Below are 24,774 nucleotides of genomic sequence, written 5' to 3' on the forward strand. Positions count from 1 at the left end.
GACAAGCATCGTCGAATAACTAGTATGTCCGACAAAAGGGCAAAAAATTGACGAGGTGATTTATTTATGAAAAACAGATGGAAAAAAACAGGTGCAGCACTACTAATCGCAGGATTGACAATTGGCGGGACAAGCTATGCGCTTGCGGATGGCGGAAAAGTGACGGAGATTATCGATCTTAGCCAACTTAACGAAGACAAAGTTGAGAAATCACGGGTAAGCCCAGTAAGGGAAATCGTGGAAACAGATGACAAGGAGACGAATAACGTCACTGCTTCTATAACGGACCAAGAAATTGCAGCGACAGAAACTGACAAAAAAGATGGAACATCAGAATCTAAAAAAGAAGAAGCAACTGAATCAGATAAAAACGAACTTCCTGAAATTCCAGAAGGCTATACAGCAGGAAATCTTGCTGCCCTAGCGAAAGCGTATGAGCAAGCTGGAAGTCCAACTGCAAAAGCGGCGATTAAACGCAATATGGAACGCTCCATCGCGAAATGGGAAAGCAAGCAGCCAGTAGTGGAAGCTCCTAAAGAAGAAGTGAAGGAAACAGCGCCGGTAACTGAAGAAACGCCTAAAGTTGAAGAACCAAAAGAAAAGCAAGTTACAGAAAAAGCACCAGTACAAGACGAGAAGCCTGCTAATGTAAAAGCAAAAAATCCTCAGGCTGAATTGAATGCAAAGCATAAAGAGCAAAAAGAGACATTGAAAGCTGCTCAAAAAGCTGAACGTGAAGCACTAAAGGAAGAGCGTAAAGCTGCAAAAGAACTTGAAAAACAAGAGAAAAAAGAGAAGAAAAACTAATTTACCAGAGTTTACTGCTTCCTATTTTCCGTTGCACCCATTAGAATCATAGCAATCGGAATTGATGGGAACGGAGGGTTTATACATGCTTTTGACCATCATACAAGGGATTTTCAATAAGAAGTCTGATACAGCATTGAATGAGCTTGTATGGAAGGCGAAGACTGGCGATGAGAAGATTATGAACGAGCTTCTCATCGCATTTACTCCGTTTATGAAAAAGACGGCTTCTTTCGTATGTGATCGATTCATTGACGAAAGTGATGAGGAATTCAGTATTGCGATGGTCGGATTTCATGAGGCGGTTTTGATATACGATCCTGAAGAAAAAGCATCGCTTACGACATTTGCTCATTTGATCATGAAGCGGAGGCTGATCGATCATATCCGAAAAGAAGCGGTGAGGAATGCGAACGTCCTTCTATCCATAGACGATGATGGGGATGCAAAGACCTTTGAATACGCATTTGACAAATCGTCGATATTTACCTTTTCGGAAGAGCGGCAAGCGGCGGAACGTCGGGAAGAGATGGCTGAATATAGCAGGTTGTTGGCCGAATTTGGCTTATCATTTCGCGAGCTAGCAGCAGTATCACCGAAACATGCCGATTCTCGAAAGAGAGCATTTCAAATCGCACAAATCATAGCGGAGACGCCAGAATTTTATGAGCATCTCATGGAAAATAAAAGACTGCCAATCAAGCAGTTGGAGCATATTGTTGAAGTTTCACGAAAAACGATCGAGCGACATCGGAAATACATCATTGCGGTTACCTTGCTGCTGAACCACAATTTTACATACTTAAAGGAATACGTCAAAGGGGAACTCATATGATGCGGACATATAGAGGCGTTGTTTGCGAAAAGAAAACTACATATATGGTGTTCCTGACGGAGAAAGGCGAATTTCTGCGCGGAGTCCCGGTTGGGAACCCTCCTGAAGTTGGGGAGGAAGTTGAGTTCACACTCGTTGCTCCATCTTTTATTACCAGAGGAAAGGCGAAGCCGCGGTTCGTAGGAGCTGTACTGGTTGCAGCGGCAGTATTATTTTTCATTCTGTCTTCATTAATTCCGTTGAATGAAAAAGTGATGGCGTACGTACAACTGGATGCGGGCATAGCGATGGAATTTGGAGTGAACCGGGAAGGACACGTCATTTCCTGGCGAAATTTGAATGAAAAACGGAAAGAACAGGATCTATTGTCAGGTTGGAAGGGCCATTCAATCCTCGATGTGCTTGACAAGGCAATATCGGAAGTGCCTGCACTTGGCAAGGAAATTACAATTACGACAATCTATCCAACACGTGAAAGCGAACGGGACACTCGTTTGATGATTGGTGATGCTGTACAAGAAGCTAGTGAGAAACATGACGGATGGGACTGGAATGTCCATGAAGGCACGCCAGAGGAAAGAAAAGTTGCGAATAAGAAAAACATGTCGATTCATCAACTTAAATCAATCGAAAGTAAATCGAAAAAGCATCCTGTAAAGAATGTGAATCCGGTTGAGAAGAAACCCGTTCCGCCGCAAAAAGACGCTTTGCAGAAACCGAAGAAGGAAATCGTTCCTCCTGTGCATCCGCAACAAAAGAAGATGGAGAAGGAAAAGGAACGTCCACATAAGTCGGAAGATCAACAAGGTCCACCTGCGGAGAAATCTAAGAACAAACCGGACAAAGAGCGAAGTGAAAAGATGCCTCCTCATGCGGATCAGCAAGGACCCCCGTCTCATTCGTCATCGGTCGATAAACAAAGTAAAGACAATCAAGGGCCACCTGCAAAACAACATAAGGATAGTCCATCAAATAATAACAAACAGAATCCGCAAAATAACAAATGAGGCTGTTGCAGATCATCAGTTTTTACTGACAATCTGCAGCAGCCTCTTCTTATTAGTTCGTAAATTGTGGCTCGCGTCAGAAGTAAACCCCAAGCGCTCATAAATCCATTCAAGTGATCATAACCCGTGGCGAGTGATCATAAACCTCGTCAAGTGATCATAACCCACGGCGAGTGATCATAACCCACGGCGAGTGATCATAAACCTCGTCAAGTGATCATAACCCTCGTCAAGTGATCATAACCCATGGCGAGTGATCATAAATCCTAACAAGTGATCATTAACCCCGTCAAGTGATCATAACCCACGGCGAGTGATCATAAACTCTTTCAAGTGATCATAAAACATGGCGAGTGATCATAACCCCCGAGAAGTGATCATAAAACGGGAAACAAGCGCTCAAACCTTCTTACACTTCTTTCAAAATCGCTTCCACTGTCGATTCAACTTCCGCGCGGTTCATCTTATCCTGTCCGCCCTGCATTGCGCCGATCGTCCGCTTCGCAAGGGCAAGCGGGATTTTGCAGAACAGCAGGATGTTTTTATTCGAAATCGATTCGATATAGTCATCAGCTTTTTTCAAATTCGCCTCTGCATACTCGAACAGGTCATGCCTGTCCCATCCTTCAGGAAGGAAACGGACGCCGCGCTCCGCATCTTCCTCTTGATTGCGCAGCATATTCACCGCCTGCAATCCGCGACCATACCCGATCGCCAAGTCGCGATCCGTCTTTGTCCCGTCATACTGCTCCCAAATATCGGAAAGCATCACACCGACAAGACCCGCTACATAATATGTATAGTCGTCTAAATCCTCTTTCGTTTGCACAAGAAAATCCTTGCCGACCCATTTTGCCATGCCATCCGCCATGATGCTCGTCGACTCTTTCACTTTGGCGACGATGCCTGCAGGACAGACGGCGAGCCAGTCGCCAAGTCGCAATGTCACTTCCGGCAAGAGGTTTTCATAGGGCTTGAGGAGAGCGCGATACGCCGCGACGTCAAATAGGTCGGTTTGCAGCAGCTTGCTCGTCGACTGCAGCAGATGCTGCTTGCTTTCCGGATGCAGTTCTTCATGATCTTCTATTTCATCTATCGCACGCATACATAAATAAGCGGAGCCTACCGTCTTCCGCAAGGTGGGATTCAATAATTTAATCGGAATATAGAAGGTTCTGCTCGTCAGCTTCAGTACGTGCATCGCTTCTTTTTGCAGTTTCGCTTCGTTCATAATAGGGGTCCTCCTTCATTTCTTGAAGCAGTTCTTATTGAATATCATACACTATTCCATGAAGCAGTTGCCAACCCTATCGTTGTAGAATAAATAAAAATAGAGAAAGTTTTTCAAATTACCTATTGACAATGAATAATTGGAAATGGTATCCTCAGAAAGTAAGTTATTCTAGTAATAGAGGAGGTACGGAAAATGAAAAAAGCAATCGTAATCATAAACAACTTCATACTTGATCCGTGCCTGACTAATCTCTCTTTCTAATTGTAGACCGAGGAATGGCATGGTATGCCGTTCTTTTATATGAGCACACGCTTATGCAAAAGGCGTGTGCTTTTTTGTGTCTTCATATGAAAGAATATTCGGTGTTTTCACGCTGTGCGTGTGGCATATAAACAAAAACTAGATGAAAAGGAGTGTTTCCGATGATTAATGTAGGGCTGCAACGGAAAGTATTGATGATGGTGTCTCTGGATAGTGGGTAGCGATGTTCCCCGCAAGTGAATTGATTCAACTAAAAAATAAAGGAGGAAAAGCAAAATGATTATTCAAAACGCGAGACATGAAGAGCATGAACGAATAAATAAAACAAAATTGATGGAGTGGGAATCTCCAAAATGGTTAGATGATAACGGCGGCACGATAGGTGAACGTCGACTGTAATCTCGTTTAAGGTCCCTCTCCAAGAGGAGAATATATATGTATACAATTGATAGAGAAGTAGTTCAACGACATATGGAAGATATGCGGCAGGAAGTCGAACAGTTCCGCATGGAGCAAAAAGCGCTCAAACGCAAAAAGAAAGAGCGGAAAAACGTTCCATTCTGGACGATTTTCTTCTGCTTCTTCAATTAAAAGATGGAGCGTTCCCTAAGCAAATAGGGGAACGTTCTTTTCTTATGAGCAGATTTATACGAAAAGTATCTTGAATGTGAGATAATTACCAGGTCAATAAATGATGCCCCAGTTTTATAGGGGAACGCATACCTTCCTATAGAGAGGCAATGCTAAGATAAAAAGAGAAGGAGTCCAACAACATGACTATATCAGTAAAAGCGATTATCGGCAGCACAAGCTCGTCTTCATACAACTTGAAAGTGGTTGAATATTTGAGGAAGAAATATGCAGATAAACTTACTATTACACCTGTATTCATTAATGATGTCGAAATGTTTTCTGTTGATATAGAAGGCAATCCGTCAGAAAACGTTACAGATTTCCTGGATAACGTTCGGGATTCCGATGCGGTCCTATTTGCAGTGCCTGAATACAACTTCTCCATTCCAGGAGTAATGAAAAACGCTGTCGACTGGCTGTCGAGAAGCAATTTCGCAATTAAAGACAAGCCTGCTTTCATGATCGGTGCTTCAATGGGTGTGATGGGAAGTGTCCGTGCTCAACTGCATTTACGTGAGATTTTGACGAACCCGATGCTTTCTCCTGCGCTCTTGCCAAACAATGAAGTATATATCGGTTCCGTCCATGAGAAAATGGACGAAACGGGTCAATTGACAGACCAAGCGACGATTGATTTCTTGGATAAAGTCGTTAACAACTTCATCGATTTTTATTCGCAAAGAAAAGAGTTAGCTGAAATCTCTAAATAATAAAAGGACCGTCTCGTTCACCGAGACGGCCTTTTTTATTATTGACTGACAGCCGTCGTTTCTGCCGCTGCATTGATGGCTTGCTTAAGATCGGCGATCAAGTCTTCGGCTTCCTCGAGTCCGACCGAGAAACGCAATAACCGTTTATCGACACCGCGCCTTTCCCGTTCTTCCTCAGGGATTTCTGCATGGGTCTGCGTCGTCGGATACGTGATCAAACTTTCCACTCCTCCGAGACTTTCGGCAAATGTGATGAGCTTCAAGTTTTGCAATAGCGGATCGACCCATTCGCTTTCCCGTACCCTGAATGAAATCATGCCGCCTTTTCCTGCATAGAGGACGTCATCGACAAGCGGTTCGTTTTTTAAATAAGAGACGAGTTCCTTCGCATTGGCATCATGCTGTTTCATGCGCACATGCAACGTCTTCAATCCGCGGATGACGAGCCAGGAGTCGAACGGGGAAAGCGTCGCGCCGATCGCATTATGATTTTCGCCTAGACGGTTGCACAGCTCTTCTCCCTTGGCGACGACTAGCCCGGCAAGCACATCATTATGACCGCCGATATATTTCGTCGCGCTATGGATGACGATATCTGCCCCGAGCTCAATCGGGCGTTGGTAGTACGGAGTCAAAAATGTATTATCGACGATGACAAGCAAGTTGTGCTTTCTCGCAATCTCTACATACTGTTCGATATTGATTTCCAGCATCAGCGGGTTCGTCGGTGTTTCGATGAAGATCGCCTTCGTGTTTTCGGTGATCAGCTTTTCCGTTTCCTCGACGTTATCAAAAGAAGAATACGACGTCCGGACGTTATACAGATCTGCGTAATGGTCAAACAATCGGAATGTGCCACCGTATAGGTCGTCAGGAGCAATCAATTCATCTCCCGATTTGAACAGCGAAAGGAAGAGCTGAATCGCTGCCATGCCCGAGCTGCACGCGTAGCCGCGGTCGCCGTTTTCCAAATTGGCGATGCCTTCCTCGAGGATCGTCCGTGTCGGATTTTTTGTCCGTGTATAATCGTAACCGGTTGATAGACCCAATCCATCATGCTTGTACGCTGTTGAAAAATGTAGGGGAGGATTGACCGCCCCGGTTCTCGGATCGCTCTGGTTTCCTATTTGCACCAATTTTGTGTTAATGCTCTGCTTTGTCAAGTTGCCCATCTCCTTTGCCTAGTAAAAAAGAGGCCTCTCCAATTAAGAAGAGGGCCTCCAACATCGTTGAAATCAATCTTCTTATCTTCAAGGCGCAGTTCGCCTTTTGGAATTAGCACCATACCAAAATCGGGCTGGTTGCTGAGACTTCATCGGGCCAATCCCTCCGTCTCTCGTGATAAGAATCAAAATATGTAATTGTTAGAAAAAACATTTATCTAAAGTTATCATGCATCCAGACGGATTGCAAGAAGTTTCGGAAATGAATGTCCGTGACCTTTTGCTATAATGGGTGCATGTTGAATGATGAGGAGGATTTCCATTGGCTTGGCTTTATGTTTTATTGGCGGCGATCGTCGAGATCTTTTGGGTGATCGGACTTCGGTATTCCGATTCGGTACTCGAGTGGGCAGGGACTATCGTTGCAATCGTCATTAGCTTCTACGCAATTATAAAGGCATGCGAGACGTTGCCATCCGGGACGGTGTATGCAGTCTTCACCGGTTCCGGAGCGGCGGCGATCGTTCTAATCGATTTCCTGTTTTTCAATGCGGAGTTTTCCATCGCTAAAGTGATCTTCATCGCGATTATCATCGTGGGAGTTATCGGGATAAAAATGACGACGGCTGCATCCGGTGAAGCAACGGAAGGGGGCGATTGAGATATGGCGTGGATATATTTAGTCATCGCAAGTTTAGGGGAGATTTTCGGCGTCATGGCCATTAATCTTTATTTGCAGAAAAGATCATGGCCCCGCCTGCTGCTCATCGTCGGGACGTTTTCGGTCGGTTTTATATTTCTGTCCCTCGCAATGCGCGACATTCCGATGGGGACTGCGTATGCGATTTGGACGGGACTCGGTGCGGCGGGTGCCGTCCTTATGGGCATCCTGTTTTTCAAGGAAGCAGCCGGGTGGAAACGGATGCTATTCCTTTGCTTGATCATCGGAGGGGCGGTCGGACTGAAGGTATTTGGATGAAGGGGGGAGCGCCATGGCGAAACAATATGATTTTACGGAAGGCCCGCTTGCAAAGCAGCTTATTTTTTATTCAGCACCGATCATTCTCACGAACCTTTTGCAAGTGTCCTACCAATTTATCGACAGCTTATGGGTCGGAAACCTTATCGGTGCCGACGCGCTTGGCGCAGTTGCGATTTCGGGTACTGTCGTGTTTACCGTCCTCTCTTTTGTCATCGGCCTGAATAATGCGGCGCTGACAATCCTCTCCCAGCAGAAGGGGAGGGGGAGCGAGGCAGGCTTGCGTAATTATTTGAACGCATTCGTCGTTTTATTGACGATCATGTCTGTTGTGTTAAGTTTTGCGGGCTTCTTTTTAGCGAAGCCGATTTTGGCATTGCTTGGAACGCCCGACTCGATGATTGAAATGGCAACGTCCTATTTGCGTGTCAATTTTTTCGGGATTCTGTTTCTGTTCGGATATAACTTCATCAACACCGTGTTCCGGTCTGTCGGCGACTCAAAGACGCCAATCTATTTCGTTTTGACGGCCGTCCTGCTAAACACGGTACTTGATCCGATTTTCATTGCCGTCTTCGGATGGGGCGTCCAAGGAGCTGCGGTTGCGACAATCGTATCCCAAGGGGTTGCATTTGCGACTGGCGCAATTTATTCCGTTCGCAAAAAGCTCGTGCCGTTTTCAAAGCCGCATCTGCCGGCTAAGCGTGAAGTGCTTGATATACTGAAATTGGGCATTCCGGCGGGTTTGCAAATGAGCGTCATTTCGGCAGGCGTCATGGCGATCATGAGTGTCGTCGCTTCTTTCGGCCCTGCGGTAGTTGCGGGGTACGGGGCTGCGCAGCGGCTTGATAGTCTGATCATGCTGCCGGCGCAAGCGATCGGAACGGCAGTGAATAGTATGGCAGGACAAAACATCGGTGCGGGGAAGTGGAACCGTGTCCACAGGATTACGTTCATCGGCTTTCTATATAATCTTGGCATTATGTTTGCCATCGCCGGAATTGTCTACGCTTTTGCGGGGGCCGGTATCCGACTTTTCATTTCCGAAGCGGAAGCTGTCCGTTTTGGTGCGGACTATTTGAAGATGATAGCATTTTTCTATCCTTTTTTAGGCATCAATTTCGTACTCAATGGCGCTGTCCGGGCATCGGGGGCAATGTTCCAAGTGCTTGTGCTCAATATCATTTCGTTTTGGATATTACGTTACCCCGTTACGTACTTCCTGTCTGGCTTCATGGGAGATAAGGGGATTGCCCTCGGAATCGGTGTCAGTTTCGTCATTAGCAGCATCATCGCATTCCTGTATTACCGGTTCGGAAAGTGGAAACAAGCCGATATTTTTGGAGAATGAGGCAATTTAGGCGCATGTTATTTATAATGAAAACAAGGGTAAATAGTGTATACTGAAACTATCAGAAGATGCGGAAGAAGGAGATTTGACATGACTTCGAAATATGCTGACGACAGTTTGGCGCTACATACAGATCTTTATCAAATCAACATGATGGAATCGTATTGGGCGGATGGCATTCATGAACGGAAAGCGGTATTTGAGCTGTACTTCAGAAACCTTCCGTTCGGTAATGGCTATGCGATTTTTGCGGGACTTGAGCGGATCCTTGATTACTTAAAGGATTTTCAATTCAGTGAGAGCGACCTGACCTATTTACGGGAAGAGCTCGGCTATAGAGAGGATTTCCTATCTTATTTGAAAGACATCCGTTTTACGGGGGATGTTTATTCGATGAAGGAAGGGGAACTTGTATTTGCAAACGAACCGATCCTGCGAGTGGAATCGACGTTGGCGGAAGCCCAGCTCATCGAGACGGCACTGCTCAATATCGTCAACTTCCAAACGCTCATCGCAACAAAGGCGAGCCGTATTAAGCAAGTCGTCAAAGATGAAGTCGTCATGGAGTTCGGAAGCAGACGGGCTCACGAAATGGATGCTGCAATCTGGGGAGCGCGTGCCGCTGTCATCGGAGGAGTGGAAGCAACAAGCAACGTCCGTGCCGGCAAACGCTTCGGCATCCCGGTTGCGGGAACGCATGCCCATTCATTGGTCCAGGCCTATCAAAGCGAATACGAAGCGTTCCACTCGTACGCGAGACGGCATAAGGACTGTGTATTCCTCGTTGATACGTACAATACGCTGAAAATCGGCATCCCGACGGCCATTCAGGTCGCGAAGGAGCTCGGCGATAAAATCAATTTCATCGGTATCCGCCTCGACAGCGGCGATATTGCATTCCTGTCGAAGGAAGCCCGGAAAATGCTAGATGCAGCAGGATTCCACGACGCGAAAATCGTCGTCTCGAACGATTTGGACGAGTACACGATCTTGAACTTGAAAGCGCAAGGGGCGAAGGTCGATGTATGGGGGATCGGCACGAAGCTGATCACCGCTTACGATCAACCGGCTCTCGGCGCGGTATATAAAATCGTTGCCATTGAGAATGAAAACGGTGAAATGGAAGATACGATTAAAATTTCGTCCAATGTCGAGAAAGTGACGACGCCTGGCCAAAAGAAGCTCTATCGGATCATCGACAGGGAAAACGGCAAGGCGGAAGGCGATTACATCACGATGTACGACGAAGACCCGACAGTGGAAAAAAGGATAAAAATGTTCCACCCGGTTCACACATTCATATCCAAATTCGTAACGAACTTCGATGCTGTGAACTTGCATACGCAAGTGATCGAAGGTGGAAATGTGATTTACAAAAATCCTACATTGAATGAAATGCGCCAGTTCGCCCACGATAATTTAGATTTATTATGGGATGAATATAAACGTTCCTTGAATCCAGAGGAGTACCCGGTCGACTTGAGCCAGAAATGTTGGGACAATAAAATGCGCAATATCCGTGAAGTGCAGGATCGAGTGGATGAGTTTTCAATGAGATGAGGAGGTGCGGAAAATGACTTTTCAAGAACAGGTCATTGCGGAGCTGAAAAGCATGCCGTCAATTGACCCGCAAGAGGAGATCCGCAAATCGATTAATTTCATGAAGGAATATGCAGTGAAAAATACATTCGTAAATGGTTTCGTCCTTGGCATATCGGGCGGGCAGGATTCATCGCTCGTCGGAAGGCTTGCACAAATGGCTGTCGATGAGCTGAACGAAGAGAACGGTACGGACCGGTATAAGTTCATTGCCGTCAGGCTTCCGTATGGGAAGCAGTTCGATGAAGACGATGCGCAGGACGCCCTTGACTTCATCAAGCCTTCCTTGCTCTATACGGTAGATATCAAAGGCGCGGTCGATGCAAGCGAGCAGGCATTGGCAAAGGCGGGCATCAATATTTCCGATTATACAAAAGGGAATGAAAAAGCCCGGGAGCGGATGAAAGTCCAATACTCCGTTGCAGCGGCGCATAGCTGTGTCGTTCTCGGGACCGACCACGCTGCAGAAGCTGTGACCGGATTCTACACGAAATTCGGTGATGGCGCAGCGGATCTTATGCCGATCTACCGGTTGAATAAAAGACAGGGCCGCCAATTGATGAAGGCGCTCGGCTCCCCTGCGCATTTATACGAAAAAGTGCCAACTGCAGATCTTGAAGATGACAAGCCGGCATTGCCTGACGAAGTTGCTCTCGGCGTCACATACGAGGAGATCGATGACTTCCTAGAAGGGAAGCAAGTTTCAGACAAAGCGCTTGAAACGATTAAAAAGCATTATACAAGATCGGCGCATAAGCGTCACATGCCGGTTACGATATTCGACGATTTTTGGAAATGAACATGAACCCGCCATCGAAGCAAATTCGATGGCGGGTTTTTTGCTGTTGAATCGGTTTGCAAATTTTGTAAGATGTTGTGAAGCGACGGGTTTTACGTTATTATGAAGTTACATTTTGTAAATTTTCGGACATGTTATTGTAAAATATTGGGCAGGTTATAGAGAGAAGTTGGAATGGGAGGAAATAGAATGACTCATGCACAAGTAATCGACAAAGTTCTCGCGAATATTGATAAGGTGATGATCGGCAAGCGGGATATTGCGGAGCTTAGCCTTACAGCGCTTCTAGCAGGTGGGCATGTTCTCTTGGAAGACGTCCCTGGCGTCGGGAAAACGATGATGGTAAAAGCGCTCGCGAAATCGATCGGCGCTTCATTCAAACGTATACAGTTCACGCCGGATTTATTGCCATCGGACGTCCTTGGCGTCTCCATCTACAATCCGAGGGAAATGGAGTTCGAATTCAGACCGGGACCGATTGTCGGAAACATCGTCCTGGCTGATGAAATTAACCGGACGTCCCCGAAAACGCAAGCCGCCTTACTCGAGAGCATGGAGGAATCGTCCGTAACGGTGGACGGGGAAACGATCCGGATCCCGCAGCCGTTTTTCGTCATGGCGACCCAGAACCCGATTGAATACGAAGGGACATATCCGTTGCCGGAGGCCCAATTGGACCGATTTCTCTTCAAGCTGAAGATGGGCTATCCGAAACGGAGCGAAGAAATTGAAGTTCTGTCCCGTGCTGAAAAATCGGTGCCAATCGACCATCTCGAAACAGTCCTGACGATTCAAGAATTAGCGGAGCTCCAACATGCAGTGAAAGAAGTGACTGTCGACCAAACGATTAAAACGTATATCGTCGATTGTACGTCGGAAACGCGCACTAATCCGCACGTCTATCTCGGAGTGAGTCCGCGCGGATCGCTTGCGCTCATGAAGTCTTGCCAAGCATATGCGCTTATTAAAGGGCGGACGTATGTAACGCCTGACGACGTGAAGTATTTGGCTCCTTTTGTGTTCGGACATCGGATGATCCTCCGTTCGGAAGCGAAGTACGAAGGGATCACTTCAAATGAAATCGTCGACCGGATCCTGACGCGGGTGAGTGTGCCGATTGACCGGGTCGGTTTGAAATGAAAAAAGGGAAAGAATTGCTATCGGTGACAGGCCGCTTCGTTTTCATCGTCGGCCTTTTCTTTTCCGTCTACGTCTTTGCGATGTTCCAAGGCGGTAAAGTGAGTTGGACGATCTTTTACATGTTGACGCCCTTCCTTTTGTATTCAATCGCTCTATTTGCCTATCCGATAAATAATATAAAAGCTGAGCGCATCATCCGGACGAAAACGATCGAGAGCGGTGGGAAGCTCGCGGTTACCGTTAAACTTTCGCGGACAGTCCGATTCCCATTGCTATATACTGTCGCGATTGAAAAATGGGCGGATCCCGCCATGGTCAGAAGCGCGAAAGCTAACACAAAGCATATCTTTCTATTCGGCTTCAAAAAGAGTATGGAGTTTTCATATGAAATTGACAAGCTTCCGAGAGGGGAGCATATTGTGGAAGGCGTCGAAATGGAAGTTTCCGATTTTTTCGGTTGGATTAAAAAGCGTGCATCCATAGAACTGAAGGATGCCATCCTTGTTTATCCGAATACGACTTCCATTAAATACGTGCCGATTAATTCCCAATATGACCGCGGATCTCTCATCTCCCCATTTTCGCTCGTCAAGGATACGACGATGGCGACAGGGGTGAGGGATTATCAGGCGGGCGACCGGGTCACATGGATCCATTGGAAATCCTTTGCCCGTACGCAAAATCTGATGACGAAGGAATTCGAAGATCGGCAATCGGAAGATATTATCGTGCTGCTCGACGGCAGAGAATCAAATCTGTTCGAAGAGAAGGTTGAACTTGCGGCTTCCATTGTCGAGGAGGCTGCGAACCATCAGGCGAATATCGCTTTCGTTTCTGCGGGGGCGGAGACGGTTGCGTTTCCATTCATCCATTCAGCGGACCAATTGCGCGATGTATTCGTTCATTTGGCTAAAATAAGGCCAACTGCTAGCGAAGGCATACAGCCGATAGCGGCGACACTGCCAGCGGTTGCCGGCAGCGTCGTCTTAGTGACGGCCGATCCCGACTGGTTGTTCATCCAATCGATGATGGCTCTCGTGAAAAATACGAAATCGGTCATCTGTTTCGTCATCGTTGAAGGGGAAAATCAGTTGCCTCAGCAGCTTCAAGAGCAGATTAGATTTGCCAAAGCAAAAGGGATCACTATACATGCACTTAGCAGAAAGCAATTTTCAGAAGCCTTTAAGGAGGTGGCCAGTTAATGAAGGAAGTAAAGACAGATATGCGTTTCCTCATACTTATGTATGCGCTGGCTTTCATCCTGCTCCGGGAATGGCTGCTGCCTGTCATTGAATTGACCGACACGGAATATATAGCGGTTTTCCTTTATTTCATCGGTATTTCCTTCCTTTTCGGATTGCTGAGGATGAGATGGTGGCTATCCATCCCATTGAAACTTATCTATCTTTTTTGGTCGCTTCATTATGTGTTTTTTGAAACTGTCATTCTTTCGAGAGAAACAGTTTCTTTGCTCATAACGGATCTCATGTCGAATATCGGCATTATCGCCGCTTGGAATTGGGAAGGCATTACGAATCCGTTCCGTACAGTCCTCTTTTTCGTCCTGTTATGGATGACGATCTACTTGATCCGCCATTGGATCGAAGTACGGAAAAGCATCCTCCTATTTTACGCAATGACGGTCATCTTCATCGCCGTTTTGGATACGTTCAGCTCCTATTCCGCGGAGGGCGCCATTTTTAGAATCATGGTATCAGGCCTTTTATTAATAGGATTATTGACGATTTCTCGCATTTCCGATAGACATAGACGGAAATTGGGGACGGGAATGTTCGCTGCCTTTTCCCTTCCTCTGCTATTTGCTGTCGTTTGCAGCAGTGCATTCGCGAGCATCATGCCAGATCGGGGACCGTCCTGGGCCGACCCTGTCCCTTTCTTGAAGTCGGTTGTGCAAGGTGAAGGGCTCGGGAACGGCAGTTTTGCTGCGAAAAGCGGATACGATACGGATGACTCGAAGCTGGGGGGGGCTTTCTCACAAGATAGCACCGTCGTTTTCAGTGCGACCGTCCCAAAGAAGCAATATTGGAAGATTGAAACGAAGAACACATATACGTCAAAGGGCTGGGAACAAAAATCCGACGAGACTATGCCAGTCAATATCGATCCGGGATCATTGCTAGCCTTTTCGAGTGCTGACTTGCTTGAGAAGACCGAGTTCCTTCACGCTGAAATCAATATGAAGCAACAATTGCCTTATCTCGTTTATCCATATGGTACGTCCAAAATCCATACAAGGACGGATGTCGTCTTGCAGAATCAGGAGGAAACTGGACAGTTTTGGGTAATGAAAGACGGAGAAGAGACGGAGCTTGATTCGTTCGGCATCGACCTCGTCGAACTGAACTACAGCTTAAAGGCACTTCGTGCAACCTCGATGGATGATTATGCGCTCGAATCCGTGGACTTTTCCGAATACTTACAGCTCCCTGAGCAATTGCCGGCCCGCGTTCGCGAATTGGCGCTCACAATTACTGGAAGGGAAGAGAGCGTATACGAAAAGGCGAAATCAATCGAACGCTATTTCGCCAGAAACGGTTTCATGTACGACCAGCAGAATGTGGCGGTGCCGAAAGGGAATGAGGATTATGTGGATCAATTCCTCTTCGATACGAAACGTGGATATTGCGATAACTTTTCAACGTCCATGGTCGTCATGCTGCGTGCATCCGATATTCCTGCACGATGGGTAAAAGGTTTCGCTCCGGGTGAAGGGAAAACGAATCCACAGGGTAAGATGGAATATCAAGTGACGAACAATGAAGCGCATTCATGGGTAGAGGCTTACATTCCGGGATTCGGATGGATGCCTTTCGAACCGACAATCGGATTTTCGAATATGACCGGCATCGAATACGATCTCGAAATAGATATGAGCGATCCGGAAGCTCCGGACATGGAAGAGCGTGAGAAGCCGGAATCCGACCGGACGAAAACGCCTGCCAAGAACGATGAAGATCATGGTGTTCTCGCTTTCTTCAACAAGATGGATAAGTTCCTTCGTGAAAATGCATGGGTCGGCATTGCTGGGCTTGTTGGGATTGTAGTTATTGCATGGCAGGTATATAAGCATCGAGGAAGATGGATTCCTAAACTGCTCATAAACGCTTACCGGAAAAGGCAAGCGGATTGGGTTACGTACACGAAACAATACAAGGGCCTAATGAAGCAGTTGGAACGGTTCGGATTTAAACGGACGAACAGCATGACGCTATCCGAATATGCAAAAACAGTCGATTCGCACTTCGGTGGCCGTCGGATGCGGATGCTTACCGAGGCGTATGAACGCGGCCTCTATGGAGGATATACAAATCATGATGATTGGGCAGGCTTGCAGGAAATATGGGAAGATTTAATCAATAGGGCTTCCTGTTGATTTTTGCAAGTCGGAGGCGTAAGATTGAAAAAAAGAACAACCGATATGCCCTCATATAAATCCGATAATATGGTTCGGATGTTTCTACTAAGCCACCATTAATGGCTTGTCTATGAAGGCAGGACAGTTATGTCTGTTTCTGCCTGCAGTAGAACGTTGAGACGCGTGGAAAGAAGGACTTTCTTACGCGTCTTTACTTATTTAGCGGCAACGGAAACTAATTGGAAGAGGTGGATCAATTGTCGACGGCTCCTTTATTGATTGAACAGGAAAAGATTGTAGTACTGAATTATGGTAACGCATATAACCAACTGATCACACGCACAATCCGTGAGCTCGGGGTTTACAGTGAATTGCATCCGCACACGGTTACAGCGGAGGAAATCAAAAATATGCAGGCTGTCGGAGTCATCCTTTCCGGCGGATCAAAGGAAGTTGATTACGGAATCGACGCCGGCATATTCGATCTCGGTATCCCTGTACTCGGAATATCCTCCGGTGCGGAACTGATCGCCAAGCAATTCGGCGGAAAAACGGAAGTGGCGGAAGATGCCGCGGACGTTCAGGAAGTCAATGTGACTCCTGCTTCAAAGCTGTTTTCGGGACTTGCAGGAAAGCAATCCGTCTTAATGGGCAAAGGAAATGCGGTGTCTGAATTGCCGACTGGCTTTACAGCAATCGCGACAGGCCCTGACGGCGGAACGGTCGCTTTCGCAAATGAAGAAAAACACCTTTATGGCGTACTGTTCCATCCGGAAGCTCCGCAATCCGCTGATGGCAAAGAAATATTGAGCAAATTCGTGCTCGCGGTTTGCGGCGCACAAAAAAGCTGGACGATGAAAAGTTTCATCGATATCGAAGTTGAAAAAATCCGTTCGCAAGTCGGCGACCGGAAAGTCCTTTGCGCACTAAGCGGCGGCGTCGATTCATCCGTAGTGGCAACGTTGATCCACCGCGCGATCGGCGACCAACTAACTTGCATTTTCGTTGACCACGGCCTTCTTCGTAAAGGTGAAGTGGAAAGCGTCGTCGACACATTCAGCAATCAATTCCATATGAACTTCATTAAAGTCGATGCCCGCAAACGTTTCTTGGACAAGTTGAAAGGCGTCACTGATCCAGAAGAGAAACGGAAAGTGATCGGCAATGAATTCATTTACGTATTCGATGAAGAATCCGCAAAACTTGAAGGAATCGACTTCCTCGCGCAAGGTACGATCTATGCGGACATCATTGAAAGCGGAACTGCGACAGATGAAGTGATCAAATCACATCATAATGTCGGCGGTCTGCCGGAAGACATAGAGTTCGAATTGATCGAGCCGTTGAAAGCATTGTTCAAAGACGAAGTGCGAGCGGTCGGAGCAGAACTTGGCTTGCCCGCTGATATCGTACAGCGCCAGCCGTTCCCGGGCCCAGGCCTCGGCGTTCGGGTACTAGGAGAAATTACGGAAGAGAAGCTTGAAATTGTCCGTGATGCGGACTGGATCCTCCGTGATGAAATCGCGAAAGCAGGACTTGATCGTGATATTTGGCAATACTTCGCAGTCCTGCCGAATATCCGAAGCGTCGGAAAGAGGAATGAAAAACGTTCCTATGACCATGCAATCGGCATTCGCGCTGTTCATTCGGTGGACGGCATGACAGCGGATTGGGCGCGCATCCCTTGGGACGTCCTAGAGAAAATCAGTACACGCATCACATCGGAAGTTGACCAAGTGAATCGCGTTGTCTACGATATTACCGCTAAACCACCGGGCACAATCGAGTGGGAATAAAGAAAACTGAATAACTGCATCGTATATCTTTGGGGATATGGCCCAAACGTCTCTACCGGAACGCCGTAAATGTTCTGACTACGATGATTGAATTTAAGGCGTAAATCGTTTTAATTTGATTGTCATGGGGAAGTATACGTGTAACTATCGTATACTTCCTTTTTTTGTATTTGATTATCAATGGATTTCCGACCTGACGACAACAGACCCTAGATTTCATTATAAAAATTACATAAAAGGACGGTTATCATGAAGAAATACTTTGAGTTTGATAAGCTTGGAACGAATTACCGGAGGGAAATCATCGGTGGGCTTACGACTTTCCTTGCAATGGCATATATTTTAGCGGTCAATCCACTCATGCTTTCATTGGAAGGGATACCTGACCTCCCTGATGCGATGCGCATGGATAAAGGCGCCGTTTTCGTAGCAACCGCGTTAGCAGCTGCAGTCGGTTCATTATTTATGGGGATAATTGCAAAATACCCGATCGGCTTGGCTCCAGGTATGGGATTGAACGCATTCTTCGCCTTTACAGTTGTGCTAACCTATGGAATCCCGTGGCAAACAGCATTGACGGGAGTTTTATTCTCTGGACTTATCTTTATTATTCTATCGTTGTCAGGATTGCGTGAAGCGATCATCAATGCCATACCATCACAATTAAAATATGCAGTTGGTGCAGGTATCGGCCTCTTCATCACCTTCCTCGGCTTCCAAAACGCAAATATAATCGTTGCGGATCCGAACACGCTTGTGACACTCGGCGATTTATCAGCTGGACCTACGCTGCTCGCCATCTTCGGCTTAGTTATTACCGTTATCATGATGGTACGGCAAATTAAGGGTGCAATATTCTACGGCATGATTCTGACAACGATTTTAGGGATGATCGTCAGCTTAATTGATATCCCGACGAAAGTGGTCGACAAAGTTCCATCCGTTGCTCCCACATTCGGTGCTGCATTCGAAGCGATCTTCAACGATCCCGCTTCATTAATGACAACTCAATTCCTTGTCATTGTCATTACCTTCCTCTTCGTCGACTTTTTCGATACGGCAGGTACGCTTGTTGCGGTAGCTACACAAGCAGGTTTGATGAAGGAGGAAAAATTGCCGCGAGCCGGAAAGGCGTTGTTGGCAGATTCGATGGCTACAGTGACTGGTTCGATTTTCGGAACGTCCACAACGACTTCTTATATTGAGTCCACTGCAGGTGTGGCAGCCGGAGCTAAAACAGGCTTTGCTTCTATTGTAACGGGAACACTATTCCTATTGGCATTGTTCTTCTCTCCATTACTGTTTGTCATTACTCCTGAAGTGACAGCACCAGCACTTATCATCGTAGGTGTACTAATGGTATCAACATTAGGGAATATCGAATGGTCGAAATTTGAAATCGCCGTACCGGCATTCTTCACAATCATTACGATGCCATTGACATACAGCATCGCAACTGGAATCGCAATCGGCTTTGTCTTCTATCCGATCACGATGCTGCTCGCCGGTAGAAGGAAAGAGATTCACCCGATCATGTATGGACTCTTCATCATCTTCATTATGTATTTCATCTTTATTAAATGAAGTAAGTGTATAATTTCTAAGTTAAGTGGGACGGCTCCTATGGGGCCGTTCCTTTTTATATACTATTAATTGAATAAGGATATAGTTTGTTTTTAAAATCCCCCGTGCAAATGAAGTTGTCATTTGTCTCGATGTAACGGCCATTTCTATAGAGGAAATCAAGTATGTGAAATTTATTCACTAAAACTGTTGACACTTTAAATTTCATTTGGTATAGTAATAAAGCAGTCGAGAGAACGACATAAACCGACAGCGAAATACATGAACCTTGAAAACTGAACAGCAAAACGTCAACAAATAAAGTTCTGGAGCCGACCCTGTCGGTGAAAAGAACAAACGAATCTTAGGATTCAAATTGACATCTTAATTGATGCCAGCAAGAAACTCGAGCTACTCGAATTTCTCTATTATGGAGAGTTTGATCCTGGCTCAGGACGAACGCTGGCGGCGTGCCTAATACATGCAAGTCGAGCGGATTGATGGGAGCTTGCTCCCTGATTTCAGCGGCGGACGGGTGAGTAACACGTGGGCAACCTGCCCTGCAGATGGGGATAACTCCGGGAAACCGGGGCTAATACCGAATAATCGGTTCTTCCGCATGGAAGAACTCTGAAAGACGGTTTCGGCTGTCACTGCAGGATGGGCCCGCGGCGCATTAGCTAGTTGGTGGGGTAATGGCCTACCAAGGCGACGATGCGTAGCCGACCTGAGAGGGTGATCGGCCACACTGGGACTGAGACACGGCCCAGACTCCTACGGGAGGCAGCAGTAGGGAATCTTCCACAATGGACGAAAGTCTGATGGAGCAACGCCGCGTGAGCGAAGAAGGTTTTCGGATCGTAAAGCTCTGTTGCGAGGGAAGAACAAGTACGGGAGTAACTGCCCGTACCATGACGGTACCTCGTCAGAAAGCCACGGCTAACTACGTGCCAGCAGCCGCGGTAATACGTAGGTGGCAAGCGTTGTCCGGAATTATTGGGCGTAAAGCGCGCGCAGGCGGTCCTTTAAGTCTGATGTGAAAGCCCACGGCTCAACCGTGGAGGGTCATTGGAAACTGGAGGACTTGAGTACAGAAGAGGAAAGCGGAATTCCACGTGTAGCGGTGAAATGCGTAGAGATGTGGAGGAACACCAGTGGCGAAGGCGGCTTTCTGGTCTGTAACTGACGCTGAGGCGCGAAAGCGTGGGGAGCAAACAGGATTAGATACCCTGGTAGTCCACGCCGTAAACGATGAGTGCTAAGTGTTAGGGGGTTTCCGCCCCTTAGTGCTGCAGCTAACGCATTAAGCACTCCGCCTGGGGAGTACGGCCGCAAGGCTGAAACTCAAAGGAATTGACGGGGACCCGCACAAGCGGTGGAGCATGTGGTTTAATTCGAAGCAACGCGAAGAACCTTACCAGGTCTTGACATCCCGCTGACCGGCATGGAGACATGTCTTTCCCTTCGGGGACAGCGGTGACAGGTGGTGCATGGTTGTCGTCAGCTCGTGTCGTGAGATGTTGGGTTAAGTCCCGCAACGAGCGCAACCCTTGATCTTAGTTGCCAGCATTCAGTTGGGCACTCTAAGGTGACTGCCGGTGACAAACCGGAGGAAGGTGGGGATGACGTCAAATCATCATGCCCCTTATGACCTGGGCTACACACGTGCTACAATGGACGATACAAAGGGTTGCAAACCCGCGAGGGGGAGCCAATCCCATAAAATCGTTCCCAGTTCGGATTGCAGGCTGCAACTCGCCTGCATGAAGCCGGAATCGCTAGTAATCGTGGATCAGCATGCCACGGTGAATACGTTCCCGGGTCTTGTACACACCGCCCGTCACACCACGAGAGTTTGTAACACCCGAAGTCGGTGGGGTAACCCTTACGGGAGCCAGCCGCCGAAGGTGGGACAGATGATTGGGGTGAAGTCGTAACAAGGTAGCCGTATCGGAAGGTGCGGCTGGATCACCTCCTTTCTAAGGATAATTACGGAATATGAACCTTAGGTTCATACGTTGACGTTTTGCGTTCAGTTTTGAAGGTTCATCTTCTGATGATCTTTCAAAACTTGTTCTTTGAAAACTGGATAAAACGACATTGAAGCAACAAAACATCAAGTAATCAACCGAGTCGATCACTTTTTGTGATTGAACAATACTTTTTTAACGAGTAGTTTCGTGTACTTATCGCTAAGTACCACTACTCACCCGAGGATTACGAGAAGCAAGCAATGCTAGGAAGCGATGGAGAGAGGGAAGGAGCGTATTTTAATACGTGACTGACTGATCGACTGAGCTGACAACGCAATGCGCAGCTTATCGAAATCCGTATAAAGGTTAAGTTAGAAAGGGCGCACGGCGGATGCCTTGGCACTAGAAGCCTATGAAGGACGGCACTAACACCGATATGCTTCGGGGAGCTGTAAGTAAGCTGTGATCCGAAGATTTCCGAATGGGGAAACCCACTGCCCGTAATGGGGCAGTACGTTCACGTGAATACATAGCGTGAACGAGGCACACCCGGAGAACTGAAACATCTAAGTACCCGGAGGAAGAGAAAGAAACATCGATTCCCTTAGTAGCGGCGAGCGAAACGGGAAGAGCCCAAACCAGGAAGCTTGCTTCCTGGGGTTGTAGGACACTCTATACGGAGTTACAAAGGAACGGATTAGACGAAGCAGCCTGGAAAGGTTCGCCATAGCGGGTAATAGCCCCGTAGTCGAAAGTCCGTTCTCTCCAGAGTGGATCCTGAGTACGGCGGAACACGTGAAATTCCGTCGGAATCCGGGAGGACCATCTCCCAAGGCTAAATACTCTCTAGTGACCGATAGTGAACCAGTACCGTGAGGGAAAGGTGAAAAGCACCCCGGAAGGGGAGTGAAATAGAACCTGAAACCGTGTGCCTACAAGTTGTCAGAGCCCGTTAATGGGTGATGGCGTGCCTTTTGTAGAATGAACCGGCGAGTTACGATTCCATGCAAGGTTAAGCAGCGAATGCGGAGCCGCAGCGAAAGCGAGTCTGAATAGGGCGAATGAGTATGGGGTCGTAGACCCGAAACCAGGTGATCTACCCATGTCCAGGGTGAAGGTAAGGTAACACTTACTGGAGGCCCGAACCCACGTACGTTGAAAAGTGCGGGGATGAGGTGTGGGTAGCGGTGAAATTCCAATCGAACCTGGAGATAGCTGGTTCTCTCCGAAATAGCTTTAGGGCTAGCCTCAAACGAAAGAATCTCGGAGGTAGAGCACTGTTTGGACTAGGGGCCCATCCCGGGTTACCGAATTCAGACAAACTCCGAATGCCGATGATTTATGTTTGGGAGTCAGACTGCGGGTGATAAGATCCGTAGTCGAGAGGGAAACAGCCCAGACCGCCAGTTAAGGTCCCCAAGTATCCGTTGAGTGGAAAAGGATGTGGCGCTGCCCAGACAACCAGGATGTTGGCTTAGAAGCAGCCACCATTTAAAGAGTGCGTAATAGCTCACTGGTCGAGTGGCGCTGCGCCGAAAATGTACCGGGGCTAAACGGATCACCGAAACTGCGGATTGACACCTATGGTGTCAGTGGTAGGAGAGCGTTCCAAGGGCGTTGAAGCTAGACCGTAAGGACTGGTGGAGCGCTTGGAAGTGAGAATGCCGGTATGAGTAGCGAAAGAAGGGTGAGAATCCCTTCCACCGAATGCCTAAGGTTTCCTGAGGAAGGCTCGTCCGCTCAGGGTCAGTCGGGACCTAAGTCGAGGCCGAAAGGCGTAGACGATGGACAACAGGTTGATATTCCTGTACCACCTCCCCGCCGTTATCAGCAATGGGGGGACGCAGAAGGATAGGGTGAGCGCGCTGTTGGTCATGCGCGTCTAAGCAGTGAGGTGTGGAACGAGGAAAATCCCGTTCCTATAACATTGAGCTGTGATGGCAAGGGGAATTATCCCCGGAGTCCCTGATTTCACACTGCCAAGAAAAGCCTCTAGCGAGGCGGGAGGTGCCCGTACCGCAAACCGACACAGGTAGGCGAGGAGAGAATCCTAAGGTGATCGAGAGAACTCTCGTTAAGGAACTCGGCAAAATGACCCCGTAACTTCGGGAGAAGGGGTGCTCTGGTAGGGTGTTAAAGCCCGAGAGAGCCGCAGTGAATAGGCCCAGGCGACTGTTTAGCAAAAACACAGGTCTCTGCAAAACCGTAAGGTGACGTATAGGGGCTGACGCCTGCCCGGTGCTGGAAGGTTAAGAGGAGAGGTCAGCGCAAGCGAAGCTTCGAATTGAAGCCCCAGTAAACGGCGGCCGTAACTATAACGGTCCTAAGGTAGCGAAATTCCTTGTCGGGTAAGTTCCGACCCGCACGAAAGGCGTAACGATCTGGGCACTGTCTCAACGAGAGACTCGGTGAAATTATAATATGCGTGAAGATGCGCATTACCCGCGACAGGACGGAAAGACCCCGTGGAGCTTTACTGTAGCCTGATATTGAATTCCGGTGCAGCCTGTACAGGATAGGTAGGAGCCTTGGAATCCGGAGCGCCAGCTTCGGAGGAGGCAATGGTGGGATACTACCCTGGCTGTATTGGACTTCTAACCCTTGCCCGTGATCCGGGCAGGAGACAGTGTCAGGTGGGCAGTTTGACTGGGGCGGTCGCCTCCTAAAGTGTAACGGAGGCGCCCAAAGGTTCCCTCAGAATGGTTGGACATCATTCGTAGAGTGCAAAGGCATAAGGGAGCTTGACTGCGAGACCTACAAGTCGAGCAGGGTCGAAAGACGGGCTTAGTGATCCGGTGGTTCCGCATGGAAGGGCCATCGCTCAACGGATAAAAGCTACCCCGGGGATAACAGGCTTATCTCCCCCAAGAGTCCACATCGACGGGGAGGTTTGGCACCTCGATGTCGGCTCATCGCATCCTGGGGCTGTAGTCGGTCCCAAGGGTTGGGCTGTTCGCCCATTAAAGCGGTACGCGAGCTGGGTTCAGAACGTCGTGAGACAGTTCGGTCCCTATCCGTCGCGGGCGCAGGAAATTTGAGAGGAGCTGTCCTTAGTACGAGAGGACCGGGATGGACATACCGCTGGTGTACCAGTTGTCTTGCCAAAGGCATCGCTGGGTAGCTATGTATGGACGGGATAAATGCTGAAAGCATCTAAGCATGAAGCCCCCCTCAAGATGAGATTTCCCATTACGCAAGTAAGTAAGATCCCTCAAAGAAGATGAGGTGGATAGGTCCGGGGTGGAAGCGTGGCGACACGTGCAGCTGACGGATACTAATCGATCGAGGACTTAACCTTATGTTATTTAAGTACGGTTGAACTTGAAGTTCAGCAACAATGTCTGTTTTATCCGGTTTTGAACGAATAAGTATCGTTCATACATAGTCTGGTGACGACGGCGAAGAGGTCACACCCGTTCCCATACCGAACACGGAAGTTAAGCTCTTCAGCGCTGATGGTAGTAGGGGGCTTCCCCCTGTGAGAGTAAGACGTCGCCGGGCAAAGGCCATCTCCAATTGGGGATGGTTTTTTTGTTTTTGGAAATACA

The 24,774-nt window shown here is 47.7% G+C and carries 18 protein-coding genes, 3 rRNA genes and 3 riboswitches; of the genes, 19 read left to right on the plus strand and 2 right to left on the minus strand.

Annotation, left to right across the window (positions count from 1 at the left end; genetic code table 11):
* The first annotated feature begins 66 nt into the window (after nt 1–66).
* The 3 genes from OC538_RS14985 (at nt 67) to OC538_RS14995 (ending at nt 2,649) form a co-directional block, all read left to right on the plus strand.
* On the plus strand, nt 67–807 hold the full coding sequence (locus OC538_RS14985) for a hypothetical protein (RefSeq protein WP_262176982.1): 741 nt from the start codon (nt 67–69) through the stop codon (nt 805–807).
* A gap of 85 nt (nt 808–892) precedes the next feature.
* The gene (sigI, locus tag OC538_RS14990) at nt 893–1,642 is read left to right on the plus strand and encodes an RNA polymerase sigma-I factor (protein WP_262176985.1); all 750 of its coding nucleotides are present in this window, start codon (nt 893–895) and stop codon (nt 1,640–1,642) included.
* Nucleotides 1,639–2,649: an anti-sigma factor domain-containing protein gene (locus OC538_RS14995; RefSeq protein ID WP_262176989.1), complete on the plus strand. Its 1,011-nt coding sequence runs from the start codon at nt 1,639–1,641 to the stop codon at nt 2,647–2,649. The genes sigI and OC538_RS14995 overlap by 4 nt, the downstream gene beginning before the upstream one ends.
* Nucleotides 2,650–3,058: 409 nt before the next feature.
* Here OC538_RS14995 and OC538_RS15000 read toward each other — a convergent pair whose 3' ends face one another.
* Nucleotides 3,059–3,880, minus strand: coding sequence for a phytoene/squalene synthase family protein (locus OC538_RS15000; protein ID WP_262176992.1), 822 nt, complete (start codon nt 3,878–3,880; stop codon nt 3,059–3,061).
* A gap of 540 nt (nt 3,881–4,420) precedes the next feature.
* On the opposite strand from OC538_RS15000, the gene OC538_RS15005 reads away from it, so the two are divergent.
* From OC538_RS15005 to OC538_RS15015, 3 genes are all read left to right on the plus strand, one after another.
* Nucleotides 4,421–4,543, plus strand: coding sequence for a hypothetical protein (locus OC538_RS15005; RefSeq protein ID WP_262176994.1), 123 nt, complete (start codon nt 4,421–4,423; stop codon nt 4,541–4,543).
* Between the two features lie 36 nt (nt 4,544–4,579).
* Entirely contained in the window at nt 4,580–4,735 is a 156-nt protein-coding gene (locus tag OC538_RS15010) for a hypothetical protein (protein ID WP_251696350.1), read from the plus strand.
* A gap of 182 nt (nt 4,736–4,917) precedes the next feature.
* Nucleotides 4,918–5,487 (plus strand): NADPH-dependent FMN reductase, encoded by a 570-nt coding sequence (locus OC538_RS15015; protein WP_251696351.1) that lies wholly within the window; start codon nt 4,918–4,920, stop codon nt 5,485–5,487.
* Nucleotides 5,488–5,525: 38 nt separating this feature from the next.
* Here the strand turns inward: OC538_RS15015 and OC538_RS15020 are convergent, their stop codons facing one another.
* A complete protein-coding gene (locus OC538_RS15020; protein ID WP_262177000.1) occupies nt 5,526–6,650 on the minus strand; it encodes a methionine biosynthesis PLP-dependent protein in 1,125 nt (374 codons plus the stop codon).
* Nucleotides 6,651–6,728: 78 nt separating this feature from the next.
* A riboswitch (SAM riboswitch) is annotated at nt 6,729–6,835 on the minus strand.
* Between the two features lie 137 nt (nt 6,836–6,972).
* Here OC538_RS15020 and OC538_RS15025 point away from each other — a divergent pair.
* The 13 genes from OC538_RS15025 to rrf all read left to right on the plus strand — a co-directional run bounded on the left by OC538_RS15025 (nt 6,973) and on the right by rrf (nt 24,727).
* Nucleotides 6,973–7,311: a DMT family transporter gene (locus OC538_RS15025; RefSeq protein ID WP_251696354.1), complete on the plus strand. Its 339-nt coding sequence runs from the start codon at nt 6,973–6,975 to the stop codon at nt 7,309–7,311.
* A gap of 3 nt (nt 7,312–7,314) precedes the next feature.
* A complete protein-coding gene (locus OC538_RS15030; protein ID WP_251696356.1) occupies nt 7,315–7,629 on the plus strand; it encodes a DMT family transporter in 315 nt (104 codons plus the stop codon).
* A 13-nt stretch (nt 7,630–7,642) separates the two neighbouring features.
* Nucleotides 7,643–8,980, plus strand: a complete 1,338-nt coding sequence (locus OC538_RS15035; RefSeq protein ID WP_251696358.1) for an MATE family efflux transporter — start codon at nt 7,643–7,645, stop codon at nt 8,978–8,980.
* A gap of 90 nt (nt 8,981–9,070) precedes the next feature.
* On the plus strand, nt 9,071–10,540 hold the full coding sequence (locus OC538_RS15040) for a nicotinate phosphoribosyltransferase (protein WP_262177005.1): 1,470 nt from the start codon (nt 9,071–9,073) through the stop codon (nt 10,538–10,540).
* Between the two features lie 13 nt (nt 10,541–10,553).
* On the plus strand, nt 10,554–11,378 hold the full coding sequence (nadE, locus tag OC538_RS15045) for an ammonia-dependent NAD(+) synthetase (RefSeq protein ID WP_262177007.1): 825 nt from the start codon (nt 10,554–10,556) through the stop codon (nt 11,376–11,378).
* Nucleotides 11,379–11,567: 189 nt separating this feature from the next.
* A complete protein-coding gene (locus tag OC538_RS15050) occupies nt 11,568–12,518 on the plus strand; it encodes an AAA family ATPase (protein ID WP_262177011.1) in 951 nt (316 codons plus the stop codon).
* Nucleotides 12,515–13,720 carry a DUF58 domain-containing protein gene (locus tag OC538_RS15055; protein WP_262177013.1) on the plus strand — a complete coding sequence of 402 codons (1,206 nt, stop codon included), beginning with the start codon at nt 12,515–12,517 and terminating at the stop codon, nt 13,718–13,720. The genes OC538_RS15050 and OC538_RS15055 overlap by 4 nt, the downstream gene beginning before the upstream one ends.
* Entirely contained in the window at nt 13,720–15,912 is a 2,193-nt protein-coding gene (locus OC538_RS15060) for a transglutaminaseTgpA domain-containing protein (protein WP_262177015.1), read from the plus strand. The genes OC538_RS15055 and OC538_RS15060 overlap by 1 nt, the downstream gene beginning before the upstream one ends.
* A gap of 31 nt (nt 15,913–15,943) precedes the next feature.
* Nucleotides 15,944–16,045, plus strand: a riboswitch (purine riboswitch).
* Nucleotides 16,046–16,151: 106 nt separating this feature from the next.
* Complete coding sequence (guaA, locus tag OC538_RS15065; RefSeq protein ID WP_262177017.1) at nt 16,152–17,690, plus strand: glutamine-hydrolyzing GMP synthase; 1,539 nt, start codon at nt 16,152–16,154, stop codon at nt 17,688–17,690.
* Nucleotides 17,690–17,791, plus strand: a riboswitch (purine riboswitch). Its footprint overlaps the gene before it by 1 nt.
* Nucleotides 17,792–17,939: 148 nt before the next feature.
* Nucleotides 17,940–19,274 (plus strand): NCS2 family permease, encoded by a 1,335-nt coding sequence (locus tag OC538_RS15070; protein ID WP_262177019.1) that lies wholly within the window; start codon nt 17,940–17,942, stop codon nt 19,272–19,274.
* A 406-nt stretch (nt 19,275–19,680) separates the two neighbouring features.
* Nucleotides 19,681–21,232: ribosomal RNA gene (locus OC538_RS15075) — 16S ribosomal RNA — on the plus strand.
* 358 nt (nt 21,233–21,590) lie between these two features.
* Nucleotides 21,591–24,524, plus strand: a 23S ribosomal RNA gene (locus OC538_RS15080).
* Between the two features lie 87 nt (nt 24,525–24,611).
* Nucleotides 24,612–24,727, plus strand: a 5S ribosomal RNA gene (rrf, locus tag OC538_RS15085).
* Together the 16S, 23S and 5S rRNA genes form the textbook arrangement of a ribosomal RNA operon.
* The last annotated feature ends 47 nt before the right edge of the window (nt 24,728–24,774 follow it).

The organism is Saccharococcus sp. Marseille-Q5394 (assembly GCF_946901335.1).
Lineage (GTDB): Bacteria > Bacillota > Bacilli > Bacillales_A > Planococcaceae > Sporosarcina > Sporosarcina luteola_C.

What these genes read in the sequence shown, in the direction of transcription:
- OC538_RS15015 (WP_251696351.1), top strand. Translation starts at nt 4,918, where the DNA reads ATGACTATATCAGTAAAAGCGATTATCGGCAGCACAAGCTCGTCTTCA.
- OC538_RS15040 (WP_262177005.1), top strand. Translation starts at nt 9,071, where the DNA reads ATGACTTCGAAATATGCTGACGACAGTTTGGCGCTACATACAGATCTT.
- nadE (WP_262177007.1), top strand. Translation starts at nt 10,554, where the DNA reads ATGACTTTTCAAGAACAGGTCATTGCGGAGCTGAAAAGCATGCCGTCA.
- OC538_RS15005 (WP_262176994.1), top strand. Translation starts at nt 4,421, where the DNA reads ATGATTATTCAAAACGCGAGACATGAAGAGCATGAACGAATAAATAAA.
- OC538_RS15030 (WP_251696356.1), top strand. Translation starts at nt 7,315, where the DNA reads ATGGCGTGGATATATTTAGTCATCGCAAGTTTAGGGGAGATTTTCGGC.
- sigI (WP_262176985.1), top strand. Translation starts at nt 893, where the DNA reads ATGCTTTTGACCATCATACAAGGGATTTTCAATAAGAAGTCTGATACA.
- OC538_RS15010 (WP_251696350.1), top strand. Translation starts at nt 4,580, where the DNA reads ATGTATACAATTGATAGAGAAGTAGTTCAACGACATATGGAAGATATG.
- OC538_RS14985 (WP_262176982.1), top strand. Translation starts at nt 67, where the DNA reads ATGAAAAACAGATGGAAAAAAACAGGTGCAGCACTACTAATCGCAGGA.
- OC538_RS14995 (WP_262176989.1), top strand. Translation starts at nt 1,639, where the DNA reads ATGATGCGGACATATAGAGGCGTTGTTTGCGAAAAGAAAACTACATAT.
- OC538_RS15055 (WP_262177013.1), top strand. Translation starts at nt 12,515, where the DNA reads ATGAAAAAAGGGAAAGAATTGCTATCGGTGACAGGCCGCTTCGTTTTC.
- OC538_RS15000 (WP_262176992.1), bottom strand. Translation starts at nt 3,880, where the DNA reads ATGAACGAAGCGAAACTGCAAAAAGAAGCGATGCACGTACTGAAGCTG.
- OC538_RS15035 (WP_251696358.1), top strand. Translation starts at nt 7,643, where the DNA reads ATGGCGAAACAATATGATTTTACGGAAGGCCCGCTTGCAAAGCAGCTT.
- OC538_RS15070 (WP_262177019.1), top strand. Translation starts at nt 17,940, where the DNA reads ATGAAGAAATACTTTGAGTTTGATAAGCTTGGAACGAATTACCGGAGG.
- OC538_RS15050 (WP_262177011.1), top strand. Translation starts at nt 11,568, where the DNA reads ATGACTCATGCACAAGTAATCGACAAAGTTCTCGCGAATATTGATAAG.
- OC538_RS15060 (WP_262177015.1), top strand. Translation starts at nt 13,720, where the DNA reads ATGAAGGAAGTAAAGACAGATATGCGTTTCCTCATACTTATGTATGCG.